The organism is Variovorax sp. 05N34, from assembly GCF_056397405.1.
Genome location: NZ_JBFTNI010000005.1, coordinates 210,864 through 224,789 on the forward strand (window position 1 = coordinate 210,864; position 13,926 = coordinate 224,789).

Below are 13,926 nucleotides of genomic sequence, written 5' to 3' on the forward strand. Positions count from 1 at the left end.
ATCTCAGTCGTAATTGGTGTAGCGGCTCGGCGCGGCGCCGGGTTGGCGTAGAGGGGTGTAGCGCTGGATGTTTTGCGTCAACGTGCGAAGCGGGCTCGTACCGATGCTGGCGAAGCCGACCAGCTCGAGCTGGAACATGATTCGCGTACTGGCTGTGACTTGCCCGGTGGTGATACGTTCAACAACCACGCGGCCGATCCAGCAGCAGCCGTCGTATTCAAAGCCGAGTACGCCGTCGGTGAGTTTGCTGTCTTGCAGACTGTAATTCAGACGGCCTACAGCGTACCAGCGCCCACCCCCCTGACCCCGCCCCGAGCCGAGGTCCTTGCCTTTGTCGCCCCAGAGATCGTTGATGGGCCACTGCCAGCCGACATCGATCGATTGGTTGCCGTCATTGTTGGAGACTCTGGTCCCGTCCGCGGCTGCGGCGTAGCTGCTTGCCTGGTAGCGATAGGCGGCGCTGATCGTGCGATAAGGTCCGGGACTATAGCGGGCGGTCAGCGCTGTGCGCTCGGAGTTGTGCTGGTCCGGGTTGTATTGAACAGTGCCGTCGAAGGTCCACTTGGGCGTCCAGTTGATCTGCGCGCCGAGCAAGAGGTCGCTGAAACGGTCTGTCACAGGAACTCCGCCCGGCAGCGTGACGAGTTCATCGGCAAAACGCAGCCGCTGCGCGATACCGAAGCGGGCAGCCTCGGCGCCCGTGTCCGGATCGATCAATCTCGAAGTCACGCCCAGCGTGAGCAGGTTGCTGTCGGATATCCGGTCATTGCCGGAGAAGGCGTTCTCGGTGTAAACCGTCGCAAAGTTGAAGTCGTTGGCCGCTGAATCGTAGTTGGGCAACTCGTTCTGGTTGCGAAACGGCGTATAGACGTAGAAGGCGCGAGGCTCGAGCGTCTGCCGGAACCCACGTCCGAAATAGTTCGCGTCCCGCTCGAAGATCATGCCGCTGTCGAGACTGAACGTCGGCACCGTCACGTTGGTTGAAGTCAATCCGTTGATCGGCGCGTCGAACTGATAGGCGCGGGCGTTCACCATCACCTTTGGAATGACGAACGTGCCCGGGGTCAGAAAAGGTCGGCTCAGCGAAAGCTGCGTGAAAGCGCGCTCCCCGTCGGGCTGCCCCTGCAAGATCGGATCGCCCTGGAAACGCGTGTAGTCGTTGTTGAACGAAAAGTCCAAACCGGCCGGGCCGTCGTACTTGTTGTAGTTGGCCGTGATCTGCGGCATGCGGTCGTACGGCGGAATGATCGGCGAAGGCGCGTATTGCAGCGTCTGGTAACTCAGCGCGCGGGCCATGCCGCTCCAGTCCCCTGAACCCCATCGCAGCGCGCCATCATTGGCAAGCAGCCGCGTCGTCAGGGACGGCGTCCGCGTGAAGTCGCGCCAGTAGTTGTCGTCGCTCACGCGATTGATGCTGAGGGAGCCGGTCAGATAGTCGAGGCCGAGCGGTTTGGGGTCGAAAGTCTGGTTGTGTTGGGTCCAGACGCCCCAGCGGTCTTGATCGCGAAGGCGGTCGTACGGCATGTAGTCCGCGCGAATCTCGCCCTGGTACGTGTTCTCAAGATATCGGAACTCGTTTCCGAGATTGATGCCGCGCTTGCTCATCAGCGTCGGATAGAACGTTGCATCGCGATTCGGGGCAATGTTCCAGTAGTAAGGCGTGGTCAGTTCGATGCCGTTGACACTGTCGATGCCGATCACTGGCGGCAGCAGACCCGTCTTGCGTGCGTTGCTCAGAGGAAAGCTGAGCGACGGGAACGGCGGCGTACTGATGCCCATGAAGGTGACCTGCGCGCTTGTCGCCACCCCGATGTTTTCTTCCGAGTCGGTGGTGATGGTCTTGGCGCGCAGGAGCCAGGCCGGCATCCAGCCCGGATAGTCCTCGGGACGACAGGTGGTGTAGGTCGCGATGCGTGCGACCGAGACATTGCTGTCAATGAAGTCGATTCGCTCCGCGTCTCCCCGCCCGCCATTGGCCAGGAAGGAGTAGCGGACCTTGTTGAAAAACCCTTCGAAGGATTCGAGCTTGAGTTCCAGTTCGGGGCCTTCGTAGACATTGCCGGCCTGGTTCACATGGACGTTACCGGTGGCGCGGGCGCGATCTTCGGGCTGGTAGTACTCCAGCCGGTCGGCGCGAATGAAGGTGTCGCCACGACGCAGCGTGGCGTTGCCTTCGACCACCGTCTCGAGGTCCGGCCTGCCGGAGATGCGATCTCCATCCACGAAGCTGGGCCGGTCGCCGCGCTGCGCGGGCGTGATCACTTCGGCAAGCTGCGGTGTGCGCTTGAGCACGAGCGGAGCATCCAGTTCCGTATCCTGCGCCCGCACGGCGTGCGCATGCAACAGTGCGAGCGTCAGTACCGCCAGCGGCAAGGGCGGGCGGCACCGGCGCCAGGCAGCTCGGTTCAGGTCAGGCATCGGTACGGAACAAATATCTTCTGAAGGGGAAGGGCGGCGCTGACGGCCGTCGAGTTGGGAGAGCCCGCGCAAGGCGGATTTGTAGAATCAATTATCCATGACAGCCTCTTCGTCCCCGGTCGACCGCGCCGCATCTCCCCTTCATTCCCCAGCGTGGACCGATCCGGCCCGCGCCCAGGCGTTCAACCGCTGGATGGATCGCGTTGCGCCGGCGCACCAATTGCAGCCGCAGACCGTGCGGCTCGCCTCGGCAGACGCCAGTTTCAGACGCTACTTCCGGGTCGACACGAGCGACGGCGCCAAGACCCGCATCATCATGGATGCACCGCCCGCCCAGGAGAACAGCGCCCCTTTCGTTCAGATCGCCAAGCTGATGAGCGACGCAGGCGTCACTGCGCCCACGGTGCTCGAGTGGGATCAGACCGACGGATTCTTGTTGCTCGATGACCTGGGTGCGCACACGATGCTCGACGTGATCGATCCCGCCGACTCTGGCGCGGCACGGCCTCTCTACGAGCAGGCGATCGATGCACTGATTCGCTGGCAACTGGCATCGAAGCCGAATGTCCTGCCTCCTTACGATCGCGCGCTGCTGGAGCGCGAGCTTGCGCTGTTTCCGCAGTGGTACATCGCCAGGCACCGAGGAATTCCGGTGGAGGGGCAGCTCAAGGAGCGTCTCGACCGCAGTTTTGCATTGATCGTCGAGAACAATCTCGCCGCGCCGTGCGTGTACGTGCATCGCGACTTCATGCCTCGCAACCTGATGGTCAAGGAGGGACAGGCGCTGGGCGTGCTGGACTTCCAGGACGCGGTTCATGGCCCGATCACCTATGACATCGCAAGCCTCATGCGCGATGCGTTTCTGAGTTGGGACGAAGAGTTCGTGATCGACGTCACCGTGCGCTATTGGGAGCGGGCCCGCAAGGCTGGTCTGCTGGTCGACGACGATTTCGGTGCGTTTTATAGGGGCGTCGAATGGATGGGTCTGCAGCGCCACCTGAAAGTCGCGGGCATCTTCGCGCGGCTCACGGTTCGTGACGGCAAGCCCAAGTACCTGGCCGATACGCCGCGGTTCATCGCCTATATCCGCGCGACCGCCAGTCGCTATCGCGAACTCACACCGTTGCTGCGCGTGATCGACGAAGTCGAAGGCACTCAGCCGTTGAGCGGCTTCGCCTACGGACGCATGTGACGGCGCGATTTCACTGCGCTGTGGCGCTGGTCGAGAACAGCTCGCTCACGCTGCCGCCCGGTGCTGCGCGCCACGTGCAGGTGCTTCGCATGCAACCCGGCGATGCGCTGACCCTCTTCGATGGCAGCGGCGGCGAATTCGCGGCGACCGTCGACCGCATGGGGCGGAGCGACGTCGATGTCACCGTCGGCGCGCGCAAGCCCATCGAGCGCGAGGCTGCGCGAGCGGTGCACCTGGCCGTCGGAATGCCGGCCAACGAACGGATGGATTGGCTGGTCGAGAAAGCGACCGAACTCGGCGTCGCGAGCATTCAGCCGCTCGTGACGGCACATGGGGTGCTCCGGTTGTCAGGCGAAAGGGCCGACAAGAAGCGCCTGCATTGGGAAGCCATCGCAATTTCGGCCTGCGAGCAATGCGGACGCAACCGTGTTCCGGTGATTCATCCGGTTCGGCCGCTGGCAGGGTGGCTCGCGGCATCGGCGGACGATTCGGAACGGTTCATCTTGAGCCTCACCGAAGGAGCTTGGTCGGCGCCCGAAGCGGCGGCCAGCATTCAGCGTTCGGTTTGGGTCCTGAGCGGCCCGGAAGGCGGCCTCAGTGCTTCAGAAGAAAAAGAAGCGCTGGTCCGCGGCTTTGCCCCGCTGACGCTGGGACCGCGTGTCTTGCGCGCTGAAACAGCCGCGCTCGCTGCGCTGGTGTTGCTCACCGATTCGCAATGAAAGATCAAAGAATGATGTCATCTCGCCTCATTTCCTTGCCCTCGCGGGCTTTGCTGCCGTCGCGCATGGCGCCCATCGTGCTTGCCGCAGCATGCATCGGCGGCGGCGCGCACGCACAAGTCTCCGCTGTGGCGCCGACGCCGTCGCAGGTTCGGCCCGCAGTCGACGAGGCGTATACACAGCTCCTGACCGCACCGGCCGTCAAGCAGTTGCTCGACGCCGTCAAGGCTGACCATGAGCGATCGGTCGAGGACCTGAAGGCGCTCACCGAGATCGAGGCGCCGCCGTTCAAGGAGCAGAAGCGGGCCGAAGCGTTTCTCGCTCGGATCAAGGCGCTCGGCCTTGCGGACGCCAGGATCGACGCCGAGGGCAACGTGATCGGCGTGCGCAAAGGTACCGGCAACGGGCCGACACTGCTGATCTCGGCGCATCTCGATACGGTCTTTCCCGCAGGCACGGACGTCAAGGTCAAGGAGCGGGATGGAAAGCTCCATGCGCCTGGCATCTCGGACGACACACGGGGCCTTTCCGTGTTGCTCTCCTGGCTCAAGGTGCTGAACGATCACAAGGTGCAGACGGTCGGCGACCTGATGTTCGTGGGCAACGTCGGCGAAGAAGAACTCGGCAACTTGCGCGGCATGAAGGCCATTTTTCGCGATCACCCGGAGATCGACGGCATGGTCGGCCTGGAGCCCGCGCCGGACGGAACCGTTCTCGTGCTCGGTACCGCCAGCCACCGCTATGAAGTGAACTTCAAGGGCCCGGGCGGCCACAGCTACGCGGCGTTTGGCCAGGTTCCGAGCGCCATCCACGGGATGGGTCGCGCCATCGCAAAGATCGCCGACATCAAGACGCCGAGCTTTCCCAAGACGACGTTCACCGTCGGCACCGTCGGCGGTGGAACGTCCGTCAACACCATCGCGCCGGATGCGCGAATGGCGGTGGACATCCGCTCGGACGAAATGGGCGCCTTGCTGGACACTGAAAAGAAGGTGCTGTCCGCAATCGACGAGGCCGTAGCGGAAGAAAACAAGCGCTGGAATGTCACGACCCTCAGTGCATCGACCAAGCTTATCGGCGATCGGCCAGGCGGACGCACAGGGTCGGATTCTGTGGTCGTCGAGGCGGCGGTCCGCTCCAACGCCGCTTTCGGCCACAAGACGCTCCTCACCGGCGCCAGCACGGATGCCAACGTGCCGATGTCGCTGGGGATCCCGGCGATCATCATCGGTAGCGGAGGCAAGACCGGCGGCTTTCATGCGCTGTCTGAATGGATCGACGTGACAGATGGTTGGCAGGGCGCGCAGAATGCGCTCGCGACCGTGCTTGGGCTGGTCGGCGTGCAGGGTGTGAGCGAGCCGCTGCTGGCCAAGCGGACACCGCGCCCCAAGTAACGCCGCGTTCCACATCCTTCATTGCTTCAGGAGCCCATCATGGGATTGCTCGATTCGGTACTCGGTCAGGTGCTCGGCGGCGCGCAGGCGCAACCTCAGGAAGGCGGTCCCGGCGGGCTCAGCGGCCTCGAGGGGCTCGGCAATCTGGGCGGCATTGCCGGCGCCCTTGGCGGGCTGCTCGCCAACAACAGTGAAACTGGTGGCCTCGGCGGGTTGGTGTCCAAATTCGATCAGGCCGGGATGGGTGACGTCATCGGCTCGTGGATCGGAAAGGGCGAGAACGCGCCCATCTCCGGAGGCCAATTGCAGGATGTGCTGGGCAGTGACGCGATCTCCGGCATCGCGCAAAAGCTCGGGATGAACAGCGCAACCTTGCTGCCATTGCTCGCAACGCTGCTGCCCACCTTGATCGATCACCTGACGCCGAAGGGGCAGGTGCCTGCCGAAGGCCTCGGCAATCACGATGATCTGCTGTCATCCCTGAGCGGCTTGCTTCAAAAGGGCTGACGACCGCAGTCCTTCGTTCATGCCATGAATCGCAATCTCTGGCTGCTGACCATTTGCCAAGGCTTGTTCCTGACGAACAACGTCACGTTCATCGCAATCAATGGTCTCGTCGGATTGGCACTCGCGCCGCATGGCTGGATGGCAACGCTGCCCGTGATGGGCTACGTGGTGGGCGGCGCGCTCGCGACCGGCTTGGTGGCGCGCACCCAGCGCCGTCTCGGTCGTCGACGTTCATTCCAGATCGGCATTGCAGTGGCGCTGTTCTCGGCGCTGCTGTGCGCGCAAGCTGCTGTCTGGAAGGACTTCTGGCTCCTCTGCTTTGCGACGCTGGTCGCTGGCTACTACAACGCCAACGCCAGCCTCTACCGATTTGCCGCCGCGGAACTCGCCGCTCCCGAATGGCGCGAGAAGGCGGTGTCGCTGGTGATGGCTGGTGGTCTGATCGGTGCTGTCGCGGGGCCGAATCTCGCCGCGGTCACGCGCAATTGGTTCGAAGTGCCGTTCGCTGGTGCGTACCTCGCCCTGGCGGTGATCGCGCTGGCGTCGATGGCGATGATGCAATTCATCGACTTTCCCGCGCCACCGGCCAAGAACGCATCCGCAGGCGGGCGATCGCTTTCCGAGATCGCACGTCAGCCGGTATTCATCGTTGCCGCTGTCTCGGGCGCGCTGGGATTCGGTGTCATGAATCTGCTGATGGCCGCGACGCCGATCGCCATGCAGGTGTGCAGTCTTCCATTTGAAGATGTAGCGCTGGTCCTTGAATGGCACGTGATCGGGATGTTTGCGCCGGGCTTCTTCACCGGTCACCTGATCCGCCGGTTCGGCGCGCTGCCGGTCATGGGTGTCGGATTGCTGCTCAACCTGGGGTGCATCGCCGTCGCGCTGTCTGGCGTGGACTTGCATCGGTTCGTGATTGCGTTGTTCATGCTGGGAGTGGGCTGGAACTTTCTCTTCACCGGCAGCACGACTTTGTCGCTGACCGCGTACACGGCCGAGGAAAGGGACCGGGCGCAAGGCGCGCTGAACTTCTGTGTCTTCGGGACCCTGGCAATCAGCTCTTTCGCGTCAGGCGTACTGGTCACGACACAGGGATGGCGCTTGCTTAACTTCGGCTCGTTGGTGCCAGTGGTGCTGACCGGCCTTGCGCTCTTGTGGCTTGCGCGGCGGCGCGCCGCGTCCGCCCCGGCAGCCGCCTAGAGATTCGGAAAGCGTTCGTCCAACCAGCGCTCGAGCCTGTCGAAGACGGGCGCTGCGTCGAGTTCGTTGAAGATCTCGTGGAAGTGGCTGGTGTAGCACGTGGTGCTCACAAGCTCCGACGGCGCCGCACTTTCGAATGCGCGGCTGCCCTCGGGAGAAACAAGGCGATCATCCCCGGCGTAGATGAGCAGCGTCGGCACGCGCCAAGCGGCAGCAGCCGACTGCACCGTGGTGCCCTCATCCGCCAAAAAGCTCGCCAGCCGCGCGCCGATGCGATCGTGACACAGCGGGTCGGCTCGATACGCTTCTGCCACCGCGGGATCGTGCGACAGATACTTGAGGTCGAGTCCATTGCTCACGCGCAATTCGGGCGCGAGCCGCGACAGCATTGCGATCAGGAGCTTCTGGAATCGGCTGAGACCGGGATCGAGTGCTGGCGACGAAAGCACCAGTGCATCTACCGTGCGCACATCGCGCGCGACGAAGCTTGCAGCCACCAGCCCACCCAGGCTGTGGCCAAGCAGAACCACCGGGAGCCCCGGGTGCCGGCGCCTGGCATCGTCGACCACGAGCGCGAGATCTTCGGTAAGGCGGTTGGACGTCGGCAAACCGCCGCGCGCGCCGGTGGAAGCGCCATGGCCATACTGATCGAGGGCGAGCACTTCGAAGCCCCACCCATTGAGTCGCTGTGCGACATGCGCAAGGCGGCCGGCGTGTTCGCCCAAGCCATGAACGATGACGACGACGGCTCTTGCAACGGTACGTCCTGGTGGCCAGACGTGCAGCGCCAATGTTTCGCCGTCGGGCGTTCGCAGCGCTTGATGCACCTGCGGCGCCGCTTGCGTCGGACGAGCGCTCAAGCAGCGACGGCGTTCGCCGCCGGCAAGGCCGCGATGACCTCCGCCACCGCCGCCGTCAGTTTCTTGGCATAGGGGACATGCAGGAACTCGTTGGGCCCGTGCGCATTGCTCTTGGGGCCCAGCACACCGCAGACCATCATTTGCGCCTTCGGGAAGCCAACACTCAACATGTTCATGAGCGGGATGGTGCCGCCTTGCCCGATGTAGCCGCAGCTCGCGCCGAAGTGCGCCTGTGACGCGGCATTCAGCGCATGCTCGAACCATGGCGCGGTGTCGGGGGCGTTCCATCCGGTCGCGCCGCCATGGCTCTCGAAGGTGACCTTGGCCTGGTAGGGTGCGTTGTCCTCGAGCAAAGACTTGAGCTGTTGCACTGCCTGACCCGCATCGACCAGCGGCGGCAGACGCAGCGACAGCTTGAATGCGGTATAGGGGCGCAGCACATTGCCGGCGTCCTTCAACGCCGGGAACCCTTCGGCGCCGGTGACGGAGAGCGTCGGCTTCCAGGTGCGATTCAGCAGCGCCTCCACCGGGTCTGTCGTGGTCGGCAGCGCAAACGCCGATGCGCCGCCGCAATCGTAGTGCGCCCACGGAAAACGCTTGTAGACTTCTTCGCCAAGGATCGCGGCCGTCGCCTTGGCCTGCGACAACCGTTCAGCCGGGACCGCGCAATGAAAACTCTCGGGCAGTAGACGGCCGGTCTTGCTGTCTTCGAGTCGGTCAAGGACCTGCCGCATGACGCGGAAGCTCGACGGCACCAATCCCGAAGCGTCGCCCGAGTGCACGCCTTCGGTCAGGATCTCGACCTTCAGCGTACCGCTCGCCATGCCGCGCAATGAGGTGGTGAGCCAAAGCTGATCGTAGTTGCCCGCGCCCGAATCGAGACAGATGACGAGCGACACGTCGCCCAATCTCGGCCGCAATGCATCGACATAGGGAAGCAGGTCGTATGAACCGGATTCCTCGCACGTTTCGATCAGACCCACGATGCGCGGATGTGCCGCGCCCTGGGCTTTCAGCGCCTGGATGGCCGCGACGCTCGCATAGACGGCATAGCCGTCGTCCGCGCCTCCGCGCCCGTACAGCAGGCCGTCTTCGTATTTGGGTGTCCAGGGGCCGAGGTCGTTGCGCCAGCCGGTGAATTCAGGCTGCTTGTCGAGGTGGCCGTACATCAGCACGGTTTCGGTCATGTCCGTACCGGTCGCCGGCAGCTCGAAGAAGAGCACCGGCGTGCGGCCTTCGAGCCGCACGATCTCCAGCTTCAGGCCATCGACCTTCTGAGCTTCGACCCAGGCAGCGGCGTTGCGCAGCACGGTTTCGAGGTAGCCATTCTGTGCCCACTCCTTGTCGAAGCCCGGGGACTTGGCCGGGATCGCGATGTAGTTGGTGAGTTGCTTGACGATGTCGTTGTCCCATTGGGACGAGACGTCGGACAGTGCGCGCCCGGCGTCGAGCAGGCCGGAGGGCATTTCGCGGTGGAGAGGGGCGTTCATGAAAGTACTCCGCGGGGTGAGGAGAACGATGTTAGTGGGTCTTGGCCGGTCGTGCGCAGATGGCAAGCACCCGCTGGATGGGATAAAAAGGCGTGCTTCGCCATTGCTTCCGAGGAATGCCATGCCTGCGCGCATCCAGCTTCGCCTTTGTCACTTGCCCGCCACTGCGGGAAAGGGCCCGAAATGAACGCCGCTGCTGAGCGAATCCGTGTCGGCATTGGAGGCTGGACCTTCGAGCCCTGGCGCAACAACTTCTATCCGGCGGGTCTTCCGCACGCGCAGGAACTGAACTACGCGAGTCGCCACGTCACCGCCATCGAGGTCAACGGCACCTACTACAGCACCTTCAAGCCGACGACTTTCAAGAAGTGGCACGACGAGACGCCGGACGATTTCGTGTTTTCGATGAAGGCTTCGCGCTTCTCGACCAATCGCAAGCAACTCGCCACGGCAGGTGAATCGATCAAGCGTTTCGTGGACAGCGGCATCGGCGAACTCGGCAGCAAGTTGGGGCCGATCGTGTGGCAATTCATGCCGACCAAACAGTTCGACCCGGAAGATCTCGCAGCGTTTTTGGAACTGCTGCCGAAGAAGGAAGGCAGCCGTGCGCTGCGTCACGTGCTGGACGTGCGCCATGACAGCTTTCGAACGCCCGAGTACCTTGCGCTCGTCCGAAAGCACAAGGTGGCGACCGTCTTCACGGATTCGCCGAAGTTTCCGTCGTTTGCCGACCTGACGGGCGACTTCGTCTACGCGCGCCTGATGAACAGCGACGCGAAGCTTGCGTCCGGATACGCACCGAAGGCGTTGGACGAATGGGCCGAGGCCGCGAAAACCTGGGCCGCGGGCGGAACATCCTCGTCATTGCCCCATGTTGAAGAAGACAAGTCAGGCGCCTCGAAAGCGCGTGACGTGTTTGTCTACTTCATCAACGGCGCAAAAGAAAAGGCACCGGCGGCCGCCGGTGCCTTGATCGAGCGACTGAGCTGACCCGTGATGCGCGTCAGGCAGCGGCGTGAAGAGCCGCCGCGGGCTTGCTGCTGCCGGCCGCCGCGGCGCCGAAGGTGATCTCGCCTGAAAGCTGGCCGCCTTCTTCGATGATGATCTTTCCGTAGCGGATCTTGCCGGTGACCTTGCCCGTGGAGTGAATCACGAGCTTCTCGCGAACCGTCAGATTGCCGTCGAAGAGACCGCGGATTTCGGCGATGTCGATTTCCGCCGAGCCTTTGAACGCTCCTTGTTCGGCGATCTGCATCACGCGCGAATCCATCGTGGCTTCAACAAGGCCTTCGACGACGAGCGTGTCGCAATCGGTGATCTCGACACCCTTCAGTTTGATGTTGGGACCCACGGTCAGCTTGCTGCCGCCCTCCTTGGGGGCGGCGACGCTGGCAACGGCGTTGGCGGCCTGCGTGGTGAGCGTCGAGGGACTGACGGGCGTACCGGAAAGATTAGTACCGGAACCCATCAGCGGCGCGGGGCGGGAGGTGACATTGTCGGCAGCGTCGCGATCACGCTTGCCGAAGAAGGGGGACTGTGTGGCCAATGGGTAGCTCCTCAAAATCGCCTATCGTAAGAACGCCGTCACCGAAGGCGGCACTTCATTGCGCAATAGGCGTAACTGAATAAGTCCAAAGCGTGATGCCTGCGAACTTTTGTGCTCGCGCGGCCGAGCATGTTCGGCCAATCACGCGCGAAGCCACGCAACTCGCCCTTGCGTCACGTCGTCCAGTCGTGCGATGAACGCATCCGCGGCCGATTGCGGGAGGGTGAACGAGAAACGCACTTGGCTGTCGTGATGCACCTCGTCGAGCGTCGCGCCCATTGCGGCGATCTCGCGGCGCAGCAGTCCTTCGAACGCATAGGCGACTGCGCAATTCAGAGTGCGCAAACGCACCAATGGAATGAGCGTCGCGCCAACGAGCGCTTGCGCAACGCTGTCGGTGTAGGCGCGCACCAGGCCGCCCGCACCGAGCTTTACGCCGCCGAAGTAGCGCACAACCGTGGCCAGCACGCTTTCGAGATCGTGATGGCGGAGCACTTCGAGCATGGGCCGTCCAGCAGTGCCGCTTGGCTCGCCGTCGTCGTTCGCCGCCGATTGGCCTCCGGCCATCAATGCCCAGCAGACATGAGCGGCTCCGGGATGTTCGGCGCGAAGCGCGGCCACCACGGCTTGCGCCGCTTCGCGATTGGCGACCGGCTGGACGCAGCCGATGAATCGGCTTTTCTTGATGATCAGCTCGCTGTGCGTCGGAGCAGCAAGTGTGAAGGACATGGGGGTCGGGCGCTCGCCGCCCATCTTCGCCGGGTATATTGGTATTGGGTATTGGCTATTCGCCGCGCTCGAATTTGAACACTGCCGTGCTGGCGCGCGCATTCGGAAGCCAGCGCACTTCGTGTCCCGCTTCGAGGCCGAAACAGTCGAGCACCCGCAAGCGGTTCTTGCGCGCGAGCACTCCGAAGTCCTTGAATGTCCCGACACGGATGTTGGGCGTGTCGTACCACTGGTAGGGCAACCGGCGCGTCACGGGCATGCGGCCACGCGCGATGCTGATGCGGTTGGGCCAATGCGCGAAATTCGGGAACGCGACAATGCCGATGCGCCCGACGCGGGCGGTTTCGCGCAGCATCACCTCGGCGTTGCGCAAGTGCTGCAGCGTGTCGATCTGCAGCACAACATCGAAAGACGCGTCGTCGAACATGGCCAGGCCTTCGTCGAGGTTGAGCTGGATCACGTCGACGCCGCGTCGCACGCATTGCAGCACGTTGCCATCGGCAATCTCGACGCCGTAGCCGCTGCATCCGCGCTCGCGCTGAAGAAGGTCGAGCAGCGATCCATCGCCGCAGCCCAGATCGAGCACGCGAGAGCCCTCCGGCACGAGTCGCGCAATGAGGCGTTGTGTGTCGAGATCGCTCATGCCGGTGCGACTTCCACGCGCTTGGGTGACAGGGTCTGCTCGCCAGCGATGCGCTCGAAGTACGAGCGCACGACGCTCATGTAGCGCACGTCGTCGAGGAGAAAGGCATCGTGCCCATGCGGCGCGTCGATTTCCGCATAGCTCACGTTGCGGCGGTTGTCGAGCAGCGCCTTGACGATCTCCCGGCTGCGAGCCGGAGCGAAGCGCCAATCGGTCGTGAAGCTGACCAACAGAAACTTGGCCGATGCTTTCGCCAGCGCGGCGCGAAGGTCTCCGCCGTGGGTTCGCGCGGGGTCGAAGTAGTCGAGCGCGCGCGTGATCAGCAGATAGGTGTTCGCGTCGAAGTACTCGCTGAACTTGTCGCCGTTGTAGCGCAGGTAGCTTTCGATCTGGAACTCGACCTCTTGTGTCGAATAGAGGAAGTCGGTGTTGACGGCGCTCCCTTCGACCGCACTGCGCAGGGCCCGACCGAATTTCTCGTTCATGAGGTCGTCGCTCTGGTAGGTGATATGGCCGACCATTCGCGCGATACGCAGGCCTCGTTTGGGGATGACACCGTGCTCGTAGAAGTGGCCGCCGTTGAAGTCGGGATCGGTCACGATCGCCCGGCGCGCCACTTCATTGAATGCAATGTTCTGTGCGGTGAGACTCGGAGCGCTCGCCACCACCACGGCATTTCGCACGCGCTCCGGGAATTGCAGAGCCCATGAGAGCGCCTGCATCCCGCCGAGGCTGCCTCCCATCACTGCAGCAAGCGTGTGAATGCCGAGCGCATCGAGCAACGCGGCCTGCGCATTGACCCAGTCTTCGACCGTGACCACCGGAAAGTCGGCTCCGTAGGCGCGGCCGGTTGCCGGATTGATGTGCATCGGCCCCGTCGAGCCGAAACACGAGCCGAGATTGTTGATGCCGATGACGAAAAACCGGTCGGTATCGACCGGCTTTCCGGGCCCGATCATGTTGTCCCACCAGCCTTCGGACTTGGCTTGGCCCGCGTACATGCCGGCGACATGGTGCGACGCATTGAGCGCATGACACACCAGCACCGCGTTGCTGCGGTCGGCGTTGAGTTCGCCGTAGGTTTCGAAAGCAAGTGTGTAGTCGGAGATCGAAGCGCCGCTGGTCAGGGCCAGCGGGCCGGCGAACTGCATGGATTGCGGAGTAACGACGAACGACATGAATGAAAAAGACCCGGCCTCGCCAAAAACGAGCCGGGTCGGCATCCGTC

13 protein-coding genes are annotated in these 13,926 nt (G+C 63.3%); 6 read left to right on the forward strand and 7 right to left on the reverse strand.

Translation table 11 applies throughout. The features are described 5' to 3' along the window. Nucleotides 1–3 precede the first annotated feature (3 nt). Complete coding sequence (locus tag AC1DMA_RS15635) at nucleotides 4–2,418, reverse strand: LPS-assembly protein LptD (protein WP_478144773.1); 2,415 nt, start codon at nucleotides 2,416–2,418, stop codon at nucleotides 4–6. A gap of 97 nt (nucleotides 2,419–2,515) precedes the next feature. Here AC1DMA_RS15635 and AC1DMA_RS15640 point away from each other — a divergent pair, with 97 nt between their 5' ends. From AC1DMA_RS15640 to AC1DMA_RS15660, 5 genes are read left to right on the forward strand one after another with little or no spacing between them, the layout of a single operon-like run. Further along, the gene (locus AC1DMA_RS15640; protein ID WP_478144774.1) at nucleotides 2,516–3,610 is read left to right on the forward strand and encodes an aminoglycoside phosphotransferase family protein; all 1,095 of its coding nucleotides are present in this window, start codon (nucleotides 2,516–2,518) and stop codon (nucleotides 3,608–3,610) included. Beyond that, nucleotides 3,607–4,329 carry a 16S rRNA (uracil(1498)-N(3))-methyltransferase gene (locus tag AC1DMA_RS15645; RefSeq protein ID WP_478144775.1) on the forward strand — a complete coding sequence of 241 codons (723 nt, stop codon included), beginning with the start codon at nucleotides 3,607–3,609 and terminating at the stop codon, nucleotides 4,327–4,329. The genes AC1DMA_RS15640 and AC1DMA_RS15645 overlap by 4 nt, the downstream gene beginning before the upstream one ends. A 14-nt stretch (nucleotides 4,330–4,343) precedes the next feature. After that, nucleotides 4,344–5,723: a M20/M25/M40 family metallo-hydrolase gene (locus AC1DMA_RS15650; protein ID WP_478144935.1), complete on the forward strand. Its 1,380-nt coding sequence runs from the start codon at nucleotides 4,344–4,346 to the stop codon at nucleotides 5,721–5,723. A 39-nt stretch (nucleotides 5,724–5,762) separates the two neighbouring features. Further along, nucleotides 5,763–6,230: a YidB family protein gene (locus tag AC1DMA_RS15655; RefSeq protein WP_478127561.1), complete on the forward strand. Its 468-nt coding sequence runs from the start codon at nucleotides 5,763–5,765 to the stop codon at nucleotides 6,228–6,230. 24 nt (nucleotides 6,231–6,254) lie between these two features. Beyond that, nucleotides 6,255–7,430 carry an MFS transporter gene (locus AC1DMA_RS15660; RefSeq protein ID WP_478127562.1) on the forward strand — a complete coding sequence of 392 codons (1,176 nt, stop codon included), beginning with the start codon at nucleotides 6,255–6,257 and terminating at the stop codon, nucleotides 7,428–7,430. Here AC1DMA_RS15660 and AC1DMA_RS15665 read toward each other — a convergent pair. Together AC1DMA_RS15665 and AC1DMA_RS15670 are read right to left on the reverse strand one after the other, a co-directional pair. After that, nucleotides 7,427–8,290: a lysophospholipase gene (locus AC1DMA_RS15665; RefSeq protein ID WP_478144776.1), complete on the reverse strand. Its 864-nt coding sequence runs from the start codon at nucleotides 8,288–8,290 to the stop codon at nucleotides 7,427–7,429. The genes AC1DMA_RS15660 and AC1DMA_RS15665 overlap by 4 nt on opposite strands. Next, a complete protein-coding gene (locus tag AC1DMA_RS15670) occupies nucleotides 8,287–9,780 on the reverse strand; it encodes a M20 family metallopeptidase (RefSeq protein WP_478144777.1) in 1,494 nt (497 codons plus the stop codon). The genes AC1DMA_RS15665 and AC1DMA_RS15670 overlap by 4 nt, the downstream gene beginning before the upstream one ends. Before the next feature lie 183 nt (nucleotides 9,781–9,963). On the opposite strand from AC1DMA_RS15670, the gene AC1DMA_RS15675 reads away from it, so the two are divergent. Further along, entirely contained in the window at nucleotides 9,964–10,770 is an 807-nt protein-coding gene (locus tag AC1DMA_RS15675; protein WP_478144778.1) for a DUF72 domain-containing protein, read from the forward strand. Between the two features lie 13 nt (nucleotides 10,771–10,783). Here AC1DMA_RS15675 and AC1DMA_RS15680 read toward each other — a convergent pair whose 3' ends face one another. The 4 genes from AC1DMA_RS15680 to metX form a co-directional block, all read right to left on the reverse strand. Further along, nucleotides 10,784–11,326 carry a bactofilin family protein gene (locus AC1DMA_RS15680; RefSeq protein ID WP_478127566.1) on the reverse strand — a complete coding sequence of 181 codons (543 nt, stop codon included), beginning with the start codon at nucleotides 11,324–11,326 and terminating at the stop codon, nucleotides 10,784–10,786. A 141-nt stretch (nucleotides 11,327–11,467) separates the two neighbouring features. Beyond that, nucleotides 11,468–12,055, reverse strand: a complete 588-nt coding sequence (locus tag AC1DMA_RS15685) for an IMPACT family protein (RefSeq protein WP_478144779.1) — start codon at nucleotides 12,053–12,055, stop codon at nucleotides 11,468–11,470. A gap of 55 nt (nucleotides 12,056–12,110) precedes the next feature. Continuing rightward, complete coding sequence (gene metW / locus AC1DMA_RS15690) at nucleotides 12,111–12,698, reverse strand: methionine biosynthesis protein MetW (RefSeq protein ID WP_478127568.1); 588 nt, start codon at nucleotides 12,696–12,698, stop codon at nucleotides 12,111–12,113. Next, nucleotides 12,695–13,876 carry a homoserine O-succinyltransferase MetX gene (gene metX, locus AC1DMA_RS15695; RefSeq protein ID WP_478127569.1) on the reverse strand — a complete coding sequence of 394 codons (1,182 nt, stop codon included), beginning with the start codon at nucleotides 13,874–13,876 and terminating at the stop codon, nucleotides 12,695–12,697. Before metX ends, metW begins: the two co-directional genes overlap by 4 nt. Nucleotides 13,877–13,926 lie beyond the last annotated feature (50 nt).

Excerpts from the sequence above, each read along its gene's own strand:
- AC1DMA_RS15655 (WP_478127561.1), top strand. The coding sequence starts at position 5,763 with ATGGGATTGCTCGATTCGGTACTCGGTCAGGTGCTCGGCGGCGCGCAG.
- AC1DMA_RS15635 (WP_478144773.1), bottom strand. The coding sequence starts at position 2,418 with ATGCCTGACCTGAACCGAGCTGCCTGGCGCCGGTGCCGCCCGCCCTTG.
- AC1DMA_RS15675 (WP_478144778.1), top strand. The coding sequence starts at position 9,964 with ATGAACGCCGCTGCTGAGCGAATCCGTGTCGGCATTGGAGGCTGGACC.
- metW (WP_478127568.1), bottom strand. The coding sequence starts at position 12,698 with ATGAGCGATCTCGACACACAACGCCTCATTGCGCGACTCGTGCCGGAG.
- AC1DMA_RS15685 (WP_478144779.1), bottom strand. The coding sequence starts at position 12,055 with ATGTCCTTCACACTTGCTGCTCCGACGCACAGCGAGCTGATCATCAAG.
- AC1DMA_RS15640 (WP_478144774.1), top strand. The coding sequence starts at position 2,516 with ATGACAGCCTCTTCGTCCCCGGTCGACCGCGCCGCATCTCCCCTTCAT.
- metX (WP_478127569.1), bottom strand. The coding sequence starts at position 13,876 with ATGTCGTTCGTCGTTACTCCGCAATCCATGCAGTTCGCCGGCCCGCTG.
- AC1DMA_RS15660 (WP_478127562.1), top strand. The coding sequence starts at position 6,255 with ATGAATCGCAATCTCTGGCTGCTGACCATTTGCCAAGGCTTGTTCCTG.
- AC1DMA_RS15650 (WP_478144935.1), top strand. The coding sequence starts at position 4,344 with ATGTCATCTCGCCTCATTTCCTTGCCCTCGCGGGCTTTGCTGCCGTCG.
- AC1DMA_RS15670 (WP_478144777.1), bottom strand. The coding sequence starts at position 9,780 with ATGAACGCCCCTCTCCACCGCGAAATGCCCTCCGGCCTGCTCGACGCC.